The 18,100-nt window shown below is 62.9% G+C and carries 15 protein-coding genes; 3 read left to right on the forward strand and 12 right to left on the reverse strand.

Features of this window, described 5'->3' with window-relative positions; translation table 11 throughout:
• The 6 genes from DTX69_RS27885 to DTX69_RS27910 all read right to left on the reverse strand — a co-directional run bounded on the left by DTX69_RS27885 (position 1) and on the right by DTX69_RS27910 (position 6,606).
• Entirely contained in the window at positions 1–1,119 is a 1,119-nt protein-coding gene (locus DTX69_RS27885; RefSeq protein WP_119304867.1) for an ABC transporter ATP-binding protein, read from the reverse strand.
• Between the two features lie 10 nt (positions 1,120–1,129).
• The gene (locus DTX69_RS27890; protein WP_119304868.1) at positions 1,130–2,230 is read right to left on the reverse strand and encodes an ABC transporter ATP-binding protein; all 1,101 of its coding nucleotides are present in this window, start codon (positions 2,228–2,230) and stop codon (positions 1,130–1,132) included.
• Between the two features lie 4 nt (positions 2,231–2,234).
• On the reverse strand, positions 2,235–3,092 hold the full coding sequence (locus DTX69_RS27895; protein ID WP_119304869.1) for a carbohydrate ABC transporter permease: 858 nt from the start codon (positions 3,090–3,092) through the stop codon (positions 2,235–2,237).
• A gap of 10 nt (positions 3,093–3,102) precedes the next feature.
• Entirely contained in the window at positions 3,103–4,038 is a 936-nt protein-coding gene (locus DTX69_RS27900; RefSeq protein ID WP_119304870.1) for a carbohydrate ABC transporter permease, read from the reverse strand.
• Between the two features lie 115 nt (positions 4,039–4,153).
• Complete coding sequence (locus tag DTX69_RS27905; RefSeq protein WP_119304871.1) at positions 4,154–5,596, reverse strand: extracellular solute-binding protein; 1,443 nt, start codon at positions 5,594–5,596, stop codon at positions 4,154–4,156.
• Between the two features lie 26 nt (positions 5,597–5,622).
• Positions 5,623–6,606, reverse strand: a complete 984-nt coding sequence (locus tag DTX69_RS27910; protein ID WP_119304872.1) for a sugar-binding transcriptional regulator — start codon at positions 6,604–6,606, stop codon at positions 5,623–5,625.
• Between the two features lie 191 nt (positions 6,607–6,797).
• Between DTX69_RS27910 and DTX69_RS27915 the strand changes: the two genes are divergently transcribed.
• Entirely contained in the window at positions 6,798–8,030 is a 1,233-nt protein-coding gene (locus DTX69_RS27915) for a glycosyltransferase (protein WP_119304873.1), read from the forward strand.
• Here DTX69_RS27915 and DTX69_RS27920 read toward each other — a convergent pair.
• The 5 genes from DTX69_RS27920 to DTX69_RS27940 all read right to left on the reverse strand — a co-directional run bounded on the left by DTX69_RS27920 (position 8,027) and on the right by DTX69_RS27940 (position 15,203).
• Positions 8,027–11,167, reverse strand: a complete 3,141-nt coding sequence (locus DTX69_RS27920; protein WP_119304874.1) for an efflux RND transporter permease subunit — start codon at positions 11,165–11,167, stop codon at positions 8,027–8,029. The genes DTX69_RS27915 and DTX69_RS27920 overlap by 4 nt on opposite strands.
• Positions 11,164–12,624: an efflux RND transporter periplasmic adaptor subunit gene (locus tag DTX69_RS27925; RefSeq protein WP_119304875.1), complete on the reverse strand. Its 1,461-nt coding sequence runs from the start codon at positions 12,622–12,624 to the stop codon at positions 11,164–11,166. The genes DTX69_RS27920 and DTX69_RS27925 overlap by 4 nt, the downstream gene beginning before the upstream one ends.
• Positions 12,621–13,886, reverse strand: coding sequence for a TolC family protein (locus DTX69_RS27930; protein ID WP_119304876.1), 1,266 nt, complete (start codon positions 13,884–13,886; stop codon positions 12,621–12,623). The genes DTX69_RS27925 and DTX69_RS27930 overlap by 4 nt, the downstream gene beginning before the upstream one ends.
• A gap of 96 nt (positions 13,887–13,982) precedes the next feature.
• A complete protein-coding gene (locus DTX69_RS27935; RefSeq protein ID WP_119304877.1) occupies positions 13,983–14,303 on the reverse strand; it encodes a hypothetical protein in 321 nt (106 codons plus the stop codon).
• A gap of 126 nt (positions 14,304–14,429) precedes the next feature.
• Positions 14,430–15,203 (reverse strand): DeoR/GlpR family DNA-binding transcription regulator, encoded by a 774-nt coding sequence (locus tag DTX69_RS27940; RefSeq protein ID WP_162917636.1) that lies wholly within the window; start codon positions 15,201–15,203, stop codon positions 14,430–14,432.
• Between the two features lie 295 nt (positions 15,204–15,498).
• Between DTX69_RS27940 and DTX69_RS27945 the strand changes: the two genes are divergently transcribed.
• Positions 15,499–16,611 carry an ABC transporter substrate-binding protein gene (locus DTX69_RS27945; protein WP_119304879.1) on the forward strand — a complete coding sequence of 371 codons (1,113 nt, stop codon included), beginning with the start codon at positions 15,499–15,501 and terminating at the stop codon, positions 16,609–16,611.
• An 89-nt stretch (positions 16,612–16,700) separates the two neighbouring features.
• The gene (locus tag DTX69_RS27950) at positions 16,701–17,588 is read left to right on the forward strand and encodes a DUF72 domain-containing protein (protein ID WP_119304880.1); all 888 of its coding nucleotides are present in this window, start codon (positions 16,701–16,703) and stop codon (positions 17,586–17,588) included.
• Between the two features lie 6 nt (positions 17,589–17,594).
• Here DTX69_RS27950 and DTX69_RS27955 read toward each other — a convergent pair whose 3' ends face one another.
• The gene (locus DTX69_RS27955; RefSeq protein WP_119304881.1) at positions 17,595–18,035 is read right to left on the reverse strand and encodes a CBS domain-containing protein; all 441 of its coding nucleotides are present in this window, start codon (positions 18,033–18,035) and stop codon (positions 17,595–17,597) included.
• Between the last annotated feature and the right edge of the window lie 65 nt (positions 18,036–18,100).

Here is an 18,100-nt window from a genome sequence, read left to right on the forward strand (position 1 = left end):
TCACCGCTGACCCAGGCCATGCGCCAAGGCGCGGCCGGATTCGGCGTCGAACAGATGGACCGCGCCGAGCGGGAAGCGCACCGGCAGTGCATCGCCGGCGCGGGCATCGATCGGCTTGTCCGTCACGCCCACGACGGAACAACCACCGATCTCGAAGCAGATATGGCTCTGGTCCCCCAGCCAGTGATTGGTGATGACCCGGCCGGTCGCGTCGGCAGAACCATTCGCACCGATCTCGATCAGATGCGGGCGGATGCCAAGGCACACGCGTTTGCCGTTCGCGGCTTCCATGGGAGCATTCAGGCGGAACGCCGGCTCGCCATTGGGACCAAGGCCGCTGATGGCGACGGCGTTCCCCTCCGAGGCGATGGCGGCATCGAAGATGTTCATCGGCGGTTCGCCGATGAAGCTGGCGACGAACAGATTGCTGGGGCTCTGCTTGATTTCGGCGGGGGTGCCGAACTGCTGCAACTCGCCCTTCTCCATCACCGCGATCCGGTCGGCCAGCGCGATCGCCTCGGTCTGGTCGTGCGTGACGAAGACCGTCGTCATCTTGTGCTCGATCAGGTAGTCCTTCAGCCGCGCGCGCAGGATGGCGCGTAATTGCGGCTCGAGCTGCGACATCGGCTCGTCGAGCAATGAGACCGGCGCGCGGCGGATCAGCGCGCGGGCGAGCGAGGTGCGCTGCTGCTGCCCGGCCGAGATCACGGTCGGGTAGCGGTCGAGAATGTCGGTGATCTCCAGCAGCTCGGCGATGTGGCTGACGCGCTTTTCGATATCGGCACTGGCCCCACGTTCGCGCAGCAGGGCGAAGCCGATATTCTCCCGCACCTTCAGGGGCGGATACAGCGAATAGCCCTCGAACGCCATCGCCACGTCGCGCTGCGCCGGCGGGAGGTTATGGATCTCCTTGCCGCCGATCCTGATCGTGCCTTCGGTCACTTCTTCGAAGCCGGCGATCATGCGCAGCATGCTGGTCTTGCCGCAACCGGAGGAGCCGAGCAAAGCGACGATCTCACCGTCCTTTACATCGAGGCTGACGCGCTTGACGGCCTGCACCTGCTCCTTGCCGCGTGGGCGGTAGGTCTTGGAGACATTGCCGAGAGCTAGCTGTGCCATGGCCCTTCCCTCAATGAACCTGCGGCGCGATGCGCTGGCCGCTCGCCGCGTCAAACAGCAGCAGATCGCCGGGCGCGAACCGCACCCACACCTTGCGCTGGCCGCGACCGAACCTAGCGGATTCGCTCTCGCTGACGGTCGCCAGCAATTCCTCGCCCGCGGCCCCGCGCAGATAGAGCACGCTGCGCACATTGACCGGCATGACGGCGTCGAGATCGAATTGCATCGCATCCGGTGCTTCGGTCTCGGTGACGACCACGTGCTCAGGCCGCAATCCGGCTACCAGGTCACGTCCAACGGCATGGGCATAGGCGCCCGAGATTGGCACGCGTCGCCCGAACACAGTGACTTGGCCGCCGGCCCCATTCATCTCCAGCTTGCAGGGCAGCAGGTTGATGGTGGGATCGCCGAACAGCCGCGCCACCTCGATGGAGACCGGCTCCCGGTAAACGGTTGTCGGCATCGCCCATTGCTCGATGCGGCCGTTGCGCAGCACGGCGATGCGGTCGCCGAGCGCCATCGCCTCCTTATAGTCCTGGGTCACATAGATGACGGCGGCGTTGAAGGTGCGCAGGAGGCGCGGCAGCTCCATCCGCATTTCATAGCGCAGCTTGGCATCGACATTGCGCAGCGGATCGTCCAACAGCAGCACCTTCGGCTGCGCCACCAATGCCCGCGCCAAGGCGGTGCGCTGCTTCTGCCCGTTGGAGAGCTCGCGCGGCGCATGGCCCAGCACATGGTCGATCTTCAGCATGCGCGCTATGGCGCCGACCTGTTCCTTGACCTTGGACGCCGGCGTCTCACGCGCTTCCAGCGGGCTCGCGATGTTCTCGAAGGTGCTGAAGTGGGGGAACAGAGCGAAATTCTGGAACGCCATGCCGACGCCGCGCGCCTCGGGCGAGGCTTCCGTGACATCCTCGCCATCAATAGCGATCGTGCCGGTATCGGGATAGTGCACGCCCGCAATCATGCGCAGCAGCACAGTCTTGCCCGTGCCCGAGGGACCGAACACGACCACAATCTCGCCCGCAGTCACCGACAGTGAGACATCGTCCAGCACTTTGCCGGACTTGAAGCCCTTCGAGACATTGCGCAGTTCAAGGCTGGTCATGGCGTCACCCTTTCACCGCGCCGAGAGACAGGCCTTCGACCAGATAGCGCTGGGCATAGAGCGCCAGCAGCAGGGTCGGCGTGACAGACAGCACGATCGCGGCAGCGATCTGGCCATACTGGATGCCCGACGCCGTGACGAAGGCGAGCGCGCCGACCGTCACGGGCTGCTTGCTCGCGGAGGCGAGGATCAGGGCGAAGATGAAGTTGTTCCAGGCGAAGATGAAGGCCAGCAGACCGGCGGCCGCGATGCCGGGCCGCGCCAAGGGTATCGCGATCTTGCGGAACGTCTTCCACCAGCCGTGGCCGGAGATGCGATAGGCATGCTCGATATCGGGGCTGATGTCCTCGAAATAGCCGCGCACGATCCACAGGATGAGCGGCAGGCAGATCAGCTGATAGACCCAGATCAGGCCGATATAGGTGTCGGTCAGGTGCAGCTGCCGAAAGAACAAGCTGAGCGGCAGCAGCACCAGGAGCGGCGGTGCAAAACGGAACGAGAGCAGCGTGAAGGCGATGCTCTCCCCCAGCCGGAACTTATAGCGCGCAAAGGCATAGGCGGCGGGCACGCCGAGGGCAAGCGCCAGCAGCACCGAGCTGGTCGACAGCAGCAGCGAATTGCCGAGGTTTCGCATGAAGGCGATGTCGAGATTGCCCGCCGCGGTCTGCAGCCGACCGGTCAGCAATGCGACGTAGTTCTGCAGCGTCGGTTCGAAGAACAGGCTGGGCGGGATCCTGAGGATCTGCTCGTTGGTCTGGAACGACATCAGCAGGATCCAAAAGATCGGGAACAGGAAGAACAATAGCACCAGCGCGATCAGCAGGCCGCGGACGATTCGCTCAAAGGTTGAGATCTGGTTCATCGCGGCATCCCTAGGCCGGCCCGTGCGCGCGTTCGCGCAGCTTCAGCCAATGCTTGATGAAGAGGTTGGACAGCGCATAGGTGATCGCCCACAGCACGATCAGCAGCGCCGCGGACCTGCCGACATTGGTGTACTGGAAGAACTCCAGGTACGACTGGACCTGGAATACCATCAGCCGGTCGCCCGGCCCGCCCTGGGTCATGGAATAGATGATGTCGAACTGCTGGATGGAATCGAGCAGCCGGAACAGAGTCGCCGTGATGATGTAGGGCATCAGCATCGGCAGCGTAATCCGAAAGAACACGAAGGAGCGCGGCACGCCGTCGAGCGCTGCCGCCTCGAACGGCTGCTTGGGGAGCGAGCGCAGGCCCGCCAGCAGCAGAATCATGATGAAGGGCGTGTAGACCCAGATATCGACCAGCACCACCGTCAGCAGAGCGGTCGATGGATCGGACGCCCACTTGAAGTTCTCGAACCCGAGCAGGCTGACCAGATAGCTGAGGATGCCGAAGTTCGGGTTGGTCATCAGCTTCCACATCAGCGCCGCCAGCGCCGGCGCCGTCATCAGTGGCAGCAGCAGCATGATCGAGACGGCGTTGTTGAGGCGCGTGGGGCGCACCAGCAGTAAAGCGATTCCGAGACCGAGGATCAGCTCGCCCGTCACGGTCACGAAGGCGTAGATGAGCGAGATCGAAAGCGTGTTCCAGAACGCACCGTCGCTCAAAAACGAAATGTAATTGTCGAACCAGATGAAGCCCTTCAGCATCGGCAGATTCAACCGGAAGCGCATCATCGAGTAATAGACCGCTGTGAAGAACGGAATCAGGATTCCAATGCAGACCAGGAGTGCCGGCAGGCTCAGCAGATAGGGCAAGGCCTGCCGCAAGGCGCGGCGCCGGGCAGGCGCTCGGGTCGCGGTCTGCGAATGCTGAGTCGCGGTCGTCATGCTTGATCTTACCGAATCCGTAAGGGCCATGGCTCAAATTTCCAGGGCTTACGCAACCTTGAGAAAAAGGGCGGCAGCCCGGACGAACAGCCGGGCTGCCGTTGCTCAGGGAGGTTCAACCGCCCAACCCGGCGTCCTTCAATTGCTTATCAACACTGGCGGCGAGCTGGTCCAGCCCCTCGTCCACCGGCACTTCCTTGGCGACCATCTTCTGCAGCGTCTCCGCCCACTGAGTCGTGAGGTCGAAGAACAGCGGCTGGGCCGTGAAGTAGATCTTGGCTCCAGGCGCTGAGACATCATGCTGCTCGAGATACCCCGGATAGGACTTGTCGATGCGGTTGCGGAACTCCTCGTCCTTCCAGACCGACGCACGGACCGGATTGACGAAGTCCATTTTGCGCGCGCCGAACAGGTCATGTTCGACCGATGAGGCCCACTGCATGAAGTACCAAGCGGCTTCCTTCTGGCCCGAGAAGCTGGACAGCGCCAGCGACCAGATCCAGACGTTCGGCGTCGGGGCCGAGGCGGCCGGATTGGCGGCAAAGGGCGCGTAATGGATGTTGCCCTTCTCCTTGTTGTCGCCGCCATTCATGAAGTAGCCGAGGATGTCGGCATCGAAGATCATGGCTGACGCGCCCGCGCCGAGATCGGTGCCGACCTGATACCACGTATAGGTCGACCAGTTTTTCGGGCCGGACTCCTGGATCATCTTCACCCAGAGTTCGTGATAGGCCTTCGATTCCTTGGTATTCATCGCGGCCTTCAGCTTGCCGTCGCTGACGCTGAAGTCGCGCTGGCCGTAGTTCGAATAGCCGGACAGGAAGCCCGGGTGGATGGTGGCCCAGGAACGCGAGCCACGCACGCCGACGCCATATGGGCCGCCGAGATCCTTGGTGAGCTTCGCGGCGGTCTCCACCATCTCCGGCAGGTTCTTGGGCGGCTTCACGCCGACCTTGTCGAACATCGGCTTGTTATAGGAGACGTTGTTCAGCTCATAGCCCCAGGGGATGCACCATTGCTTGGCATCGGCCGAGCCGAGCTCGCCGCCCGGCACGCCATTCCACGCCGTCGAAGCGCGCAGGCCCGGCAGCACGTCGTCCCAATTGTAGTTGGGATTGGTCAGGTCTGAATCCTGGATGTATTCGTTGAGGTCTTCGATCCAGCCTGCGGGGCCATAGGTCCAGGTCATGTAGGCGCCGGTCATGAAGGCGTCATATTCGCTGGAGCCGGAGGACAAGGCTGCCGTCACCTTGTCGAAATAGACGTCTTCGGGGAAGATGTCGTAGCTCACGTTCATGCCGGTCATCGACTTGAACGTGTCGAGATTTGCGATCATCGCATCCGCATAGGGGTGCTTGTTCAACAGCAGCTTCAGATTCGTGCCCTTGTGCTTCTGCCAATCGAAGTCGGCCGCCATGGCCTGGCTCATCGCCTGATTGACGAAGAAGCTGGTTGCGGCAACGCTGAGGCCGAGCTGGCTGGCGCGCTGGATCAGTTCGCGACGGCTCACCTGTTTCCTGACGAAGGCGGCCGCTAGATCACGCCCTTTCTCGTACATGATGCTGTCTCCTCTCCGTATCGCATTTATCGTTTGGCCCTTTGCAGGCCGCCTGCTTTGGCACCGGCGTCGATCATCTCGACGATGGTCTTTGCAGTGGCTTCGTCCGTGATCAGGCCTTTAATCACGTGACTTTCCAGAACCGCCATGATCGCCTGCGGCTTGTCCTCGCCGCCGGCGATCGCGACGACCGGCTTCCCCTCGATCTCCTCCAGATTGACGGCGACGGCGCGATCGTTCAGCCCGGCGTGCACGGCGCGGCCGTTCTTGTCGAGGAAGCGCCCGAGCACTTCGCCGACTGCGCCGGCCAGCTTTACCTCGCGCAGCTCTTTCTCGGTGATCATGCCAGTCGCAAGCATATGGGCATGCGCGCCGATCTCGCCGATGCCGACCACGTAGAGCTCGGCCGCACGGGCGAGATTGAAAACGTCCTTGAGGCTCTTCTGCGCCAGCAGGACCTTCTTGTCCTCGATCGAATCCGCAAAGAACGGCGCCGGCATGAAATGGCATTCGGCACCCGTCACGTCGGCCAGGCGATGGATCACGTCGAACGGATTGGCGGCCGCGTGGCGCGTCAGGCTGCCCAGCAGCGAGACGAAGCGCACGTTCGGCCGGCTGGCGCGGGGCAGATATTTGACCACTTCGTCCAGCGTTCGGCCGTGGCCGATGCCGATCAGCTTCTTCTCGCCGCGCTCCAATACGTTGTGCAGATAATGAGCGCCCGCTGCCGCCAGGGTACGCAGCGGCAGCGGGCCTTCGCCAACCGTGGGAGACACGGAGCAAAAATCCAATTTCCAGTGCGCCACGATGCGGTCCTCGAGCGCCACGCACTCGGCGGCAGTGCCTTCGACAAAGACGCGCACTAGGCCGGCCTGGGTCGCTTCCGCGATCAGGCGGTTGATCTTCACGCGCGAGAGACCGAGCTTCTTCGCGATCTCTTCCTGCGTATAGCCACCGATGAAGGACAGCCATGCGGCCCGCGCCGCGAGGCTGCGATCGTTTCCCTGCACCTGGAGCGCTTCCTGCCGCTTTTTTGTGTTTTGAACTTTAGTTCACATATCGAACATATGTGCAAGTAGACGACTAACCAGCGCCCTTGTCAAGCCGCGAATGACCAAGCCGCGATCGATGGCCTGCCTTGACCCCGGTGCGTGGAAGAGGAGAAAGTGCTGATCCCGACATGCGGACGATTACGCAACGAATGGCAAAAATCCTATTCGTCCATAACAACTTCCCCGGTCGCTTCGAATTCCTCCTGCCATCGTTGAAGGCCGCCAGCCATCAATGCGTCGCCATTGCCCAAGGCGGGCGTCAGGTCGAGGGCATTCCGCTGCTGCTCTGGAAGAGCAACCGCTCCTCCACCCCAGGAATCCTGGACCTGGCGGTGCGCGCAGAGGCGGACTTGATCCGCGGACGAGCCGCCGCGGATTGCGCCATTCAGTTGAAGGAGAGCGGCTTCGAGCCGGACCTCATCATCGGCCATCCCGCCTGGGGCGAAGTGACCCTCATGAAGGAGATATTTCCGGACGCCCGGCAGATCCTGGTCGGCGAGTTCTATTACAAGGCCAAGGGCGGCGATGTGGGCTTCGACCCCGAGTTCCAGGACGGCGGGGCGGTGGATGCCTTCAGGGTCCACGCCAAGAATGCCGTGATGGCAATGTCCTATGCAGAAGCGGATCACATCATCTGTCCGACGCCGTTCCAGGCGAGCGCATTCCCGCCGGCGCTGCGGGACCGGGCGCTGATCATCCACGAGGGCATCGACACTGACCGTATCTACCGCCGTGCCTGTGCCAAGCTGAAGCTCGGCGACACAGGGGAGCTGGACGGCTCGACCCCGATCGTCACCTTCATCAACCGTGTGTTCGAGCCGATGCGCGGCTTCCACATCATGATGCGAGCGCTGCCGGAGTTACTGCGGGCCGTGCCGAACGCGACCGTGCTCATGATCGGCAGCGAGAAGACCGCAGGCTATGGCGCGGCCGCGCCGGAAGGCGGAACTTGGCGCAGCCACATGATGAAGGAGGTGGGCGATCGGCTGGATCCCCAGCGCGTTCTGTTCACCGGTCCCGTGCCGCACGAGACGATGCTCACCGCGCTCTCCTTGTCGTGGGCGCACGTCTACTACACCTACCCGTTCGTGCTGTCCTGGTCCGCGCTGGAAGCCATGGCTTGCGAATGCGTCTTCGTCGGTTCCGACACGCCGCCGGTGCGTGACGTCATCGAGCACGGCGTCAACGGCCTGCTGGTCGACTTCTTCGACGTTGGCGCATTGTCGAAGACCTTGATCGACGCCTGCCTGCATCCGGCGCGCTTCACCGAATTGCGGACGGCCGCGCGCCAGACCGTGCTCCAGCACTACGACCAGAAGCGGATCTGTCTGCCCGCCTGGCTCAAGGTCATCGACGAGCTGCTGCCTGCCGCCCGCTACTAGGCCGCCGGCGCCATCTCCGACGCCGGAACCTTTTCGAGGTTGAAGCCTTTGACAAGCGCATAGACCGCCGGGATGACGACCAGCGTCAGGATGGTCGATGACACCATGCCGCCGATCATCGGCACGGCGATGCGCTGCATGACTTCCGAGCCGGTGCCATCGCTCCACAGGATCGGCAACAGGCCAGCCATGATGGCGACGACGGTCATCATCTTTGGACGCACGCGCTCGACCGCGCCCTCCATGACGGCGCTATAGAGATCTGCCCGGGTCAGATTCTGGCCCTCGGTGGTGCGCCATTCTGTCATTTCCTTCAGCGCATTGTCCAAATAGATCAGCATGACGACCCCGGTCTCGGCCGCGACTCCGGCGAGCGCGATGAAACCGACAGCGACGGCGACGCTCATGTTGAAGCCCATCCAGTACATGAGCCAGAAGCCGCCGACCAACGCGAACGGCAGCGAGAGCATGACGATCATGGTCTCTGTCAGTCGCCGGAAGTTGAGATAGAGCAGCAGGAAGATGATCAGCAGCGTGACCGGCACGACCACCGCCAGGCGCGCCTTTGCCCGCTCCAGATATTCGAACTGGCCGCTCCAGGTGATGAAATAGCCGGGCGGAAAGCGTACCTGCTGTTCGACAGCGCGCTTGGCTTCGGCTACATAGCCGCCGAGGTCGCGCCCGCGGATATCGATGAAGATGTAGAGCGCCAGCAGCGCGTTCTCGGTGCGGATAGTCGAAGGACCCTGCGAGAGCTCGACCTTCGCCAGCTGCCCGAGGGGGATGGCGGCACCGGTCGGGCTGTCGATCAGCACCCGATTGATCGCGTCCGGATCGCTGCGCAGGCCGCGTGGATAGCGCAGGTTGACGCTGTAGCGCTGCCTGCCTTCGACGGTCGTCGTCACCGCCTCTCCACCCAGCGCCATGCCGATGGCTTCCTGGAAATCGGCAACCGCGATACCGTTGCGCGCCAGCGCGGCACGATCCGGGATGATGTTGAGGTAGTAGCTGCCGCCGATGCGCTCCGCAAACGCGCTGGTGGTGCCGGGCACTGTGCGCACCACCGCCTCGATCTGCTTCGCCAACCGTTCCATCTCGGCGAGGTCATTGCCGATCACCTTGATTCCGACCGGCGTCCGGATACCGGTCGACAACATATCGATGCGCGCCTTGATCGGCATAGTCCAGGCATTGCTGACGCCGGGCAGCTGCAAAGCGTCGTCCATCTTGGCGATCAGGCTGTCGATGGTCGTGCCGGCCGGCCATTCCGATTCAGGTTTCAGATTGATGATGGTCTCGACCATTTCCGTCGGTGCCGGGTCCGTCGCCGTCGCCGCGCGGCCGGCCTTGCCGAAGACCGACTCCACCTCCGGAAACGACTTAATGATCTTGTTCTGGGTCTGCAGCAGTTCCGCCGCCTTGGTGACCGACAAGCCCGGCAAGGTCGTCGGCATGAACATCAAGGTTCCTTCGTTCAGGTTCGGCATGAACTCCGAGCCGAGATGCTTGATCGGAATCCAGGTCGCCGCCAGCGCGACCAGAGCCGACAGGATGGTCACGGTCTTCGCTCGCAGCACCAGGCGGATGATTGGTCGATACAGCAAGATCAGCAGCCGGTTCAGCGGGTTCTTGGCTTCCGGCACGATCCGGCCGCGCACAAAGATCAGCATCAGCACCGGCACCAAGGTGACGGACAACAGCGCCGCGCCGGCCATCGCAAAGGTCTTGGTGAAAGCCAGGGGATGAAACAGGCGGCCCTCCTGCGCCTCCAGCGCGAACACCGGCAGGAACGATACCGTGATGATCAGGAGGCTGAAGAACAGCGCCGGTCCGACTTCTACGGCGGCATCGATGATGACCTGAGCGCGCGACTTGCCCGGTGGCGCGTGCTCCAGGTGCTTGTGCGCGTTCTCGATCATGACGATGGCGGCATCGATCATGGCGCCGATCGCGATCGCAATGCCACCCAGGCTCATGATGTTGGAGCTGACGCCGAGCAGTTGCATGACGATCATCGCCATCAGCACGCCGATCGGCAGCATTATGATGGCGACGAGCGCGCTGCGCACATGCAGCAGGAACACGAAGCACACCAGGGCAACGACGATGCTCTCCTCGATCAGCGTGCGCTTGAGATTGTCGATTGCCCGGAAGATAAGGTCCGATCGGTCGTAGACGGCCTGGATCGATACGCCCTCTGGCAGCCCCTTCGCGATCTCCTCGATCTTGCCCTTGACGTTCCCGATCACATCGAGCGCATTCTCGCCGAAGCGCTGCAAGGCGATGCCGCCGACCGCTTCACCTTCACCGTTCAGCTCAGTGATGCCGCGGCGCTCATCGGGACCAAGCTCGACCCGCGCGACGTCCTGCAGCAGCACGGGAGTGCCGTTCTCGACCTTCAGCACGACCTGTTTCAGATCCTCGATGCTGCGCAGATAGCCGCGGCCGCGCACCACATACTCGGCTTCGGTCAGCTCGACCGTGCGGCCACCGACATCCATGTTGCTGTCGCGGATTGCGTCGCGTACCTGCTTCAAGGAGATGCCGTAGGCGCGCAAGCGTTGTGGATCGACGACCACCTGATATTGCTGGGTGAATCCACCGACGCTCGCGACCTCGGCGACGCCGGGCGCTTTGGCGATTTGGTATCGCGCGAACCAATCCTGCACGGACCGCAGTTGGGCCAGTGATTGATGCGCGCCTTGCACGACATATTGGTAGATCCAGCCGACACCCGTCGCGTCAGGACCGAGCGACGGCGTCACGCCTATCGGCAGGTTGCGTTGCGCGAAGTTCAGATACTCGAGGACCCGGCTGCGCGCCCAATAGATATCCGTGCCGTCCTCGAAAATGATGTAGACGAAGGAGACGCCGAAATAGGAGAAGCCTCGCACAGCCTTGGATCGCGGCACGCTGATCATTGCCGTGGTCAAGGGATAAGTGACCTGGTCCTCCACCACCTGCGGCGCCTGGCCGGGATATTCGGTGTAGACGATGACCTGCGTGTCCGAGAGGTCCGGTATCGCATCAAGCGGAATGTTGCGGACCGCATAGACGCCCCACGCAACCAGGAAAGCCGCGCCAAGCAGGACCAGCATGCGATTGTTCGCCGACCAGCGGATGAGCCCGGCGATCATGGCTGGCTCTCCGTCTGAGGCGCGCCGGCCGGCTGGTCACCGGCTGTAAAGGCGCGCAGCGCTGCCTGCAGATTGCTCTCCGCGTCGATCAGGAAATTGGCGCTCACGACCACCTTTTCGCCGGTGGTCAAGCCTTCCAGAATCTCCACATGGCCGTCGGCCCGGCGACCGAGCCTCACCTCCCGCGGTTCGTAGCGACCTTCGCCGCGCTCCACCAGCACGGCTCGCCGCCTGCCGGTGTCGAGAATGGCACTCTCGGGAACGGAGAGAACGTCCGCGCTCGCCATGTCGGTGGAGACGAGGACTGCGGCATACATATCGGCCTTCAATCGCCCGTCCGCATTGCCGAGCTCCACGCGAATCTTGGCCGTTCGTGTCTCTGGCGTCAGGTTGGGATAGATGAAGCTCACCTCCCCTTGGAATCGCTCGCCCGGAAAGGCATCGAGCTCGACCTCGACTGGAAGCCCCGGCTGCACCGAGGGCAGATCCTGCTCGTAGATCTCCGCAATCACCCACACATGGCTGAAGTCGACCAGACGGTAGAGCGGCTCACCGGCCATGATACGGGCGCCTTCGACCGCCATCTTCTCCACCACCTGCCCGCCTTCTGGTGCGATCACGGCAATGGTCCCGGGTGCCTCTCTGGCATCTTCCAATGCGGAGATCTGAGCGGTCGTCAGACCAAGCGTCTTCAACCGCTGTGCTGCGGCTGCCGCCAATGCCGGATCGGTGCGCCGCGCCAGGATGTATTCCTGCTGCGCCAGGCGCAGAGAGGGACTGAATAGTTCGAGCACCGCCTGCCCGGGCTTGACCATATCGCCGGTCTTGTCGACGTGAAGCCGTTGCACCCAGCCGTCGAACCGTGCCGTCACGATCGTCTGTCGTGATTCATCGGGCTGGAGGGTTCCGGTCGCACGGATGGTGCGCGTGAGACGACGGACTGCGGCGGCCTCCGTCGCGACGCCAAGCTTCTGCACCTTGTCCAGGCTGATCCTGACGACGTTGCCGTCCTCCTGTGCTTCGTTTTCGTAGACGGGGATGTAATCCATCCCCATCGAGTCCTTCTTGGGCTCATAGGAGATGTCCGGTAGGCCCATGGGATTGCGGTAGTAGAGGACCTTGCCCTTGCCTCCCGGCGCCTCATTAGTCGGTGCAGCGCCAGTGGGCGTGTCATAGACCGGGATGTAGTCCATCCCCATGGAGTCTTTCTTCTGTACTGGCGAGATCTCCGGCAGCCCCATCGGGTCGCGGTAGAACAGAATCTTGCCCTCACCTGCCATGGACGCAGGCGGCGGTGGCACCTGGGCCGCCTGCGCTTTTGGCGCCGGTCCCATGGATGGCAGATGGCCTGCAACGAGCTGCTCGAGGGCGGAGCGCCCGCCCATCAAATAGACGCCGCCGATCGCGGCGAGTGGGACCAGCAGCAGCCCGCTTGCAATCCACAGAGCCGGCCTCATAGCGAGCCTCCCACCAGACGTTCCAATTCGGCCAGCAAGGTCTGCTGCTCGAACAGCATCCCGATATGTTCGATCTCTGCCTGCTTGAAGCGCCTTGCCGCGCCAATCGCATCGGCCAGATCGGCCTGATCGGCAGCATAGGCGCGCTGCGCAGCCTGCACCGCTTCCGCAAGCCGCGGCAGCTGCTTGGTCCGCATCGCCGCTTCGCGTGCATTCGCGGCGCGCAGATTCTCCAGCGCTTCGACGATTGCAGCGGAAAGCTCCACGCGCGCAGCAGATGCCCGCGCTTTCGCCTCCGCCAGTCTCGCCTTTGCCTGTGCCTGTTGGGATCTCCGCAGGCCCCATTGCAGAGGAATGTTGAACCCGACCTTGGCCTCGTACCCGGTGATATCGCGGTCTTCATCGACCACCGATACGCCCAGGGTCAGGTCCGGATACCAGTTCCGCTCAGCCAGGTCGCGAGAAGCATTCGCGCCGTCGATCGCGGCAGTGCGCGCGGCGAGTGCCGGACTCCGTCTCTCCGCCAGGGCAATCAGCTCTGCCGTATCAAGCGCCGCGGCATCGAGGATCGGCGGTAAAGCCGCCGGTTGCGCCAGGGGAGACTCCACAGATCGGCCGATCAGCGCGTTGATGCGTCCGACGGCAATCGCTCTGTCACGCTCGGCATCGGCCAACGCACCTTCCAACGCCGCAAGCTCGGCCTCTGCCTCAAACGCATCCTGCTGCCGCCCCAACCCCTGCGCATAGCGGTCCCTGGCGATCTCCGCGAGGTCGCGCAACGTGTCCCCTTCCTGCTGGATTGTCCTGGCCGTGAGAATGGCAAGGGCATGTTGCGCGAACGCAGTTTTCATCTGTGCCGTGAGGTCGAGCAACGTCTGGTCGCGCTCTGTCGCCGCCTCGGCAACGCCGGCTTGGGCGATCTTTCGCCGCAGCGCGCGTTTTCCCCCGAGCGGAAACGTCTGCTCGATCGAATAGAAGATACTGCCGACGCGCTGCGGCAATGGCCCGTCATCTTCGCGATCGATATCCTCAAAGCTCGCTCCGAACTGCGGATCGTCGAGCGCGCCAGCGATCTCGATTTCCGCTGCGGCGGCATCGCGCGACGCGGATGCGGCGTTCAACGCTGGATGAAACCGCTCCATGGCCTCCACCAGCCTCTGGAGATCCGCGCCAAGCGGCTCGGAGAAGGCCGGCCTGCACAACAAGACCAGGATGATCGCGCCAAGCAGGAATGCTTGGCGGCTTGGAACAACATCGAACATCGTGACAATCCCATTCGCAGTCGCGGCCGAGGCAGATATCGGAGCCGGCGACGTGAATCCGCAGCGCAACTTCGGTCGCGCCGTTACGACGTGGGGTCAGATGCGTGGAGGCGCGGTCTCAGGCAGGATGTAGGTCAGCTCGACAGCCGCCGCTGGGGCTTGATCATATGTCGTGCCAGCCAGCATCCACATAGCGCCAGCTGTCGATCGCGGCAGCATGGTCTGAGCCTGGCTGGCACAAGTCTGGCTGAGCTGGCAAACCAGTGTTGCTTCCGGACAGGGAGCGTGATCCGCGGCTGGCGCCGTGACGGTGCAATCCTGGCACGCGAGGCAATCCGCCCGGACAGACAAGGGCGCGCCGATCGCGAAGATCGCGATCAGGAGAGCAGTCAGCAAATGAATCGTGGCCGCGCGCATGGACGAAGCCTATAGCACAGGTTCTCGGGAATTGGCTGCGTCAAAAGCGGCGTCACGGCAAATTGAGCGGCATGGTTTCGATGCCGCCGCACTATCGACTGCTTGAGGGCAGCCGATCCCACCCAGCTACAAGTTGAGCTCGATCTCCGCCTTACGCAGCGCGACCGCCATTTCGCGCGCCGGTGCCTTGTCGGTGACGATGCGGTTGAGGTCCGCCAGCGGACAGACGACCTCCAGATTCGGCTGCCCGAATTTGACGTGATCGATCAGCAGCATGCGCTCCTGGGCCCGCGCGAGCATGGCGCGCTTGACCGCGGCGGCATTGGAATTCGCTTCGTTCGGTCCCTCCATGGTGAGACCGCTCGCGCCGATGACGGCGCGATTGGCATTGAAGCGGGAGAGAAACGCGATGCAATCCGGCCCGGCGACACCACCCTCCTGCACTTCGTAGCGACCAGGGCAAGCGATGACGGTCATCGAGGGATTGGTGGCCACCGCCTGAGCAACCGCAAAGCTGTTGGTGATGACAGTGAGGTCCTTGAGCTCCGCCGCCAAGCGTCGTGCGAAATGCAGCGTGGTGGAGCCGGCATCGATCATCAGCACCTCGCCCGGCTGCACGAACTTGATGGCGAGCGACGCAATCTGCTCGCGCTCAGCCATCATGGCGTTGGCGCGCTCGCTCCAGGCCGGCTCGAAGCCGAACGGCCGCGCGACGGCGCCGCCGTAAGTGCGGTTGATGAGGCCGCTTTCCCCCATCTCCTCCAGGTCGCGGCGGATGGTCTCGTACGACACGCCGAGCTCGTTCGCCAGCTCTGAAATGCGCAAGGTCGCCGAAACCCGAAGCTCCGCCAGGATCCGTTGCTGCCGGTCCCGTTTGGATAGCCTTTGCGTTCCACTCATGATGGCCCCGCCTCTGATCTGAACCTGCCGTCCTCTATACCCGAAAATTACCGGAGTCGGCATGTGGTGAGTTACGCATTTATGACGGATCACATGTGCAACATCGCAATTTATGCTCTTGAAGGTCAACAGGCCGCCTGCTAGCGTCCAGATGGGGTCCGGCAGCGATTTCCAGCGAAGTAACCACAACGCGTTCGGCTGCGATGGCTGCCTCAGCAGGTCGGACGGGACCATTTTCACAACATTGCACAACCCGGGCCAACGGCACCAACGGGCTTTCGGAAGGAGGGACAGCATGAAACCGTGCTTGCTGCGGGCCGCGATCGGTTCGCTTTCTGTCGCGGCTCTTCTCACCGCCAACAACCCGGCCGTGGCGGACGCGATGAGCGAGCTGGTCGAGGCGGCAAAGAAAGAGGGTGAGCTCACCATCATCGCCGTGCCGCATGATTGGTGCAATTACGCGGAGGTCGTCGCCAACTTCAAGAGCAAGTATCCGTTCCTGAAGCTCAATGAGCTTGATCCTGATGCCGGCTCGGGCGACGAGATCGAAGCGATCAAGGCCAACAAGGGGAACAAGGGACCGCAGGCCCCGGATGTGATCGACGTGGGCCTGTCCTTCGGGCCCTCCTCGAAGGCGGAAGGTCTGCTGCAGCCGTACAAGGTCTCGACCTGGGACAGCATCCCGGAGCATCAGAAGGATCCCGATGGATATTGGTACGGCGACTATTACGGCGTGCTGGCCTTTGAGGTGAACGCCGATCTGGTGCCGAATCCGCCGGCCGACTGGGCCGATCTGAAGAAGCCTGAATACGCCAACATGGTGGCGTTGAGCGGGGATCCGCGCGTCTCCAACGAGTCCATCCTCAGCGTATTCGCAGCCGGCCTGGCCATGGCAGGCGGAGATGCGGACAAGGCGCCCGCCGAAGGGCTGAAGTTCTTTGCCGAGCTCAGCAAGGCCGGCAACTTCGTGCCGATCGGCGGCCAGGCAGCGCCGCTCGCTCAAGGTACGACGCCGATCATCATTCGCTGGGACTATCTGTCACTCGCCGACAACGACACGCTGAAAGGCAATCCGGAGGTCAAGACCATCGTGCCGAAGACCGGTGTGATCGCGGGCGTCTATGTGCAGGCGATCAGCGCGTATGCGCCGCATCCCAACGCGGCGAAGCTGTGGATGGAACATCTCTATTCCGACGAAAGCCAGATCGCCTGGCTGAGGGGCTATTGCCATCCGATCCGGTTCCTCGACCTGGTGAAGAGAGGAAAGGTCCCGCAGGAGCTACTCGACAAGCTGCCGCCAGCGGAACACTACGAAGCGGCTCTCTTCCCCACCATCGAGCAGCAGGCCAAGGCCAAGGAAACCATCACCAAACAGTGGGACGTGGTGGTCGGCGCCAACATTCAGTGACGCCGCCTCCCTTCTGCGCCGCGCCCCGGCAACCGGGCGCGGCCCTTTTTTTGTGCGGATCACAGCGTGTGTTCTCGTGTTGTTTCCGCATGGCAAAGGCAGGACAGGTACGGATCGGCGTTTCAGGCTGGCGGTACGAGGGCTGGCGGGGCGTGTTCTATCCCGACGGTCTGCGCCAGAAGGATGAACTCTCCTATCTCGCACGGCAGTTTGCGACGGTCGAGATCAACGGCACATTCTACTCGCTACAGCGGCCGGAATCCTTTGAGGCCTGGAGCAGCGAGACGCCAGCGGACTTCGTCTTTGCCGTCAAAGGATCACGCTACATCACGCATATGCTGCGTTTGGTGAAGTTCGAGCAGCCACTAGCCAATTTCTTTGCCAGCGGCGTGCTGGCGCTCGGCCCGAAGCTCGGCCCGATCCTGTGGCAGTTTCCGCCCAACTTCCGCTTTAATGCAGAGAAACTGGAGGCCTTCTACCACCTGCTGCCGCGCGATACCGAACAGGCGGCGCGTCTCGCCCGCCGGCACGATGCGCGAGTCACGGGCCGGGCCTTTCTGAAACCCGGGCCGAAACGCAAGCTGCGCCACGCGATGGAAATCCGGCACGACAGCTTCATCGCCCCGGAGTTCATCAAGCTCCTGCGTAAGTATCGCATCGGCTTGGTTGCCGCCGACACGGTCGAATGGCCGCTGCTGATGGACCTGACCAGCGACTTCGTTTATTGCCGGCTGCACGGCTCGGAGGAACTCTACGCCAGCGGCTATGACGATGCGGCGCTGGAGCGCTGGGCCGATCGCCTGGCGGCTTGGGCAAAAGGAAGCGAGCACAAAGACGGAACGCGCGTGATCGACAAGCCGGCGCCGGCGCGCGTGACGCGCGACGTCTACGTCTACTTCGACAACGACAAGAAAGTGCGCGCCCCGTTCGACGCGCACTCTCTGATCAAAAAGGTCGATCGGCGTTTGGGGAAATGAAGGTCCTTAGGCCGCCGCCGACTGGCAGTGCTCGCCGCCCGGCTCGACAACGCGCAGGAATGCTTCTCCCACTACCACCGGATCGTGCTCCAGCGCGGCGTCGGCCAGAGTGACAATTCCCACCAGCCGCTTGCTGCGGTCCATCACCGGGAGGCGGCGGACCTGGTTGTCGCCCATGTTCTCGACGACATGGTCGACATCCTCGTCCTCGAAGCAATATTTTACGTCCTCGGTCATGACCTCGCCGATCTTTGTGTCCGGCCCTTTCCCGGCAGCGAGGCAACGCACGACGATGTCGCGGTCCGTGACCATGCCGATGATACGGTCATGGTCGCCGACCGGCATGAATCCGATGTCCCGTTCCGCCATGATCTGCGCGACCTCGCCAACAGTCTCACGTGGGCTGGCCAGGATGACGTCGCGGTTCATGATTTCCTTGATCTGCATGACGAAACCTCCTCTTGCGCAAGGACTCTATGACGGTCAACCGGGCGACTGGCGCTGCGTTGCAC

Origin of the sequence: Dongia deserti (genome assembly GCF_003574735.1) — a bacterium.
GTDB classification, from domain to species: Bacteria; Pseudomonadota; Alphaproteobacteria; order Dongiales; family Dongiaceae; genus Dongia_A; species Dongia_A deserti.

What these genes read in the sequence shown, in the direction of transcription:
- DTX69_RS27885 (WP_119304867.1), bottom strand. Translation starts at nt 1,119, where the DNA reads ATGGCACAGCTAGCTCTCGGCAATGTCTCCAAGACCTACCGCCCACGC.
- DTX69_RS27890 (WP_119304868.1), bottom strand. Translation starts at nt 2,230, where the DNA reads ATGACCAGCCTTGAACTGCGCAATGTCTCGAAGGGCTTCAAGTCCGGC.
- DTX69_RS27895 (WP_119304869.1), bottom strand. Translation starts at nt 3,092, where the DNA reads ATGAACCAGATCTCAACCTTTGAGCGAATCGTCCGCGGCCTGCTGATC.
- DTX69_RS27900 (WP_119304870.1), bottom strand. Translation starts at nt 4,038, where the DNA reads ATGACGACCGCGACTCAGCATTCGCAGACCGCGACCCGAGCGCCTGCC.
- DTX69_RS27905 (WP_119304871.1), bottom strand. Translation starts at nt 5,596, where the DNA reads ATGTACGAGAAAGGGCGTGATCTAGCGGCCGCCTTCGTCAGGAAACAG.
- DTX69_RS27915 (WP_119304873.1), top strand. Translation starts at nt 6,798, where the DNA reads ATGGCAAAAATCCTATTCGTCCATAACAACTTCCCCGGTCGCTTCGAA.
- DTX69_RS27920 (WP_119304874.1), bottom strand. Translation starts at nt 11,167, where the DNA reads ATGATCGCCGGGCTCATCCGCTGGTCGGCGAACAATCGCATGCTGGTC.
- DTX69_RS27925 (WP_119304875.1), bottom strand. Translation starts at nt 12,624, where the DNA reads ATGAGGCCGGCTCTGTGGATTGCAAGCGGGCTGCTGCTGGTCCCACTC.
- DTX69_RS27930 (WP_119304876.1), bottom strand. Translation starts at nt 13,886, where the DNA reads ATGTTCGATGTTGTTCCAAGCCGCCAAGCATTCCTGCTTGGCGCGATC.
- DTX69_RS27935 (WP_119304877.1), bottom strand. Translation starts at nt 14,303, where the DNA reads ATGCGCGCGGCCACGATTCATTTGCTGACTGCTCTCCTGATCGCGATC.
- DTX69_RS27940 (WP_162917636.1), bottom strand. Translation starts at nt 15,203, where the DNA reads ATGAGTGGAACGCAAAGGCTATCCAAACGGGACCGGCAGCAACGGATC.
- DTX69_RS27945 (WP_119304879.1), top strand. Translation starts at nt 15,499, where the DNA reads ATGAAACCGTGCTTGCTGCGGGCCGCGATCGGTTCGCTTTCTGTCGCG.
- DTX69_RS27950 (WP_119304880.1), top strand. Translation starts at nt 16,701, where the DNA reads ATGGCAAAGGCAGGACAGGTACGGATCGGCGTTTCAGGCTGGCGGTAC.
- DTX69_RS27955 (WP_119304881.1), bottom strand. Translation starts at nt 18,035, where the DNA reads ATGCAGATCAAGGAAATCATGAACCGCGACGTCATCCTGGCCAGCCCA.